At 36.3% G+C, this 1,625-nt stretch carries 2 protein-coding genes; both read right to left on the reverse strand.

Annotated elements, in window-relative coordinates; all coding sequences use genetic code 11:
- Positions 1–57: 57 nt before the first annotated feature.
- A complete protein-coding gene (locus IV64_RS09210; protein WP_014940864.1) occupies positions 58–720 on the reverse strand; it encodes an HD domain-containing protein in 663 nt (220 codons plus the stop codon).
- The coding region (locus IV64_RS09215) for an MFS transporter (protein WP_083491624.1) at positions 720–1,625 on the reverse strand (906 nt) is incomplete at its 5' end. The genes IV64_RS09215 and IV64_RS09210, both read right to left, overlap by 1 nt.

A 1,625-nucleotide genomic window follows, 5' to 3' on the forward strand; every position in this document is an offset into this window, starting at 1 on the left:
CCTTTATTAAAAAGCGCAGCGACTTTTTCGAAATACGATTTATCTAATAGATACTCATTATGTCTCATCTTTTACACCTGTTTCCATTTGGAATTCAGATAAGAAATCACGCATATACTTTGTTCGACGACTGGCTTCTTGCTTTCCCGTTCTGGTATTCATTGAACTTGCTAATTTCAGTAGCTTTTCATAAAAGTGATTGATGGTTGTACTTTTGTGATGGCGATAATCATCGTGTGTTTTGATTTCCTTCACTGATATTTTGGGATCGTATATTTCCTGTCCAGCGTGCCCGCCGTAAGCAAATGCACGTGCTATGCCGATTGCACCTAGTGCATCAAGTCTATCAGCGTCCTGAACACATTTACCTTCGTTAGAAAGCTGGTAATGGTGTTCAATGTTGTCAGAATATGACATATGTTGGATAATATCTAAAATGTCTTCTCTAGCCGGAGTTGCAATATTCTCATGGCTAAGTATAATTCGTACTTCTCTCAGTCTATTCTTTTTATCTGCAGTGACTTTTTCGTCTATGGTGTCATGCAAATAGCTAGCTGCTTTCACAACATACAGACCAATATCAGTTTCATCTTTTTTAAAATCTTCTGTATATATTTTTTGAGCTAACTTAGCCACTCTTTGGGCATGAAGAAAATCATGCCCAGTTGGATCAAAGGCCATATTTTCTTTAGAAAATGATTTTATATCATCTAAACTCATTACTCTTTATCTCCTTTAATTACTTTATTTCGTAAAGCTATCAAGCATAGAGAAATTGTGAATACGGCAACAAAAAACAAAATCAAGAAATTGATTGCTAACCCCCATTTTGTCCCTGAAATTACACTCCCTTGTTGTTTCTGCAATAAAGAAACAATAGAGGACGATATTGCAATTCCAACTGCTCCTGAATAAGCTTGAACCGTCATATAAATCGAATTACCATCATTTACTAACCCAGCAGGTAATTGAGACAAACTATAGGTCATGATGTTACTGTAGCTAAAGCTCAATCCCACCATAAAAAGCATATATATTAAAACCAGCCCGCCAATACTTGGTGTAAATAGGTTGGCGCCCAAAAAGGTCAGTCCAATGATTATACAGCCACTTATAATGGGTAAGCGGGGTGCAGTTTTATCGTAAATAATACCAGCAACCACCGATAGCACTGCATCAATCACAGCGGCAGGAGCAATTAGAAAACCTACCAAACCAGGTGACTGGGCAAAAAGTATTTGTAGCACATTAGGGATTAAGTATGACATACTCAAAGAACTGAATTGCAATAGAAAAAAAGCACTTAACAACTGCAAAAAGCGTTTGTTTTTAAAGAGACTTAATTCCAACAATTTATGGCTCTTATGCTTCTCATTAAGAAGGAAAAGTAAGCCACTAAAAAAAGCTGTTCCTAGTAAAAATAAATACAATTTAAAAGAGCTACTGTTAGCAGTCAAGTTAACAATAAACATCAACGTCGTTGTCAAAAAAATGGCCAAGAAAATGCCCCCACGGACATCAAAGGGAACGTAATGAACCGGTGAACTTTGTTCAATGCTAAGCTCACCAAGCAGCCAGGTAACCATAATAATTGGTATTAAAATTATAAATAGAAAATGCCAATT

Source organism: Lactiplantibacillus xiangfangensis (assembly GCF_001438845.1).
GTDB lineage: Bacteria > Bacillota > Bacilli > Lactobacillales > Lactobacillaceae > Lactiplantibacillus > Lactiplantibacillus xiangfangensis.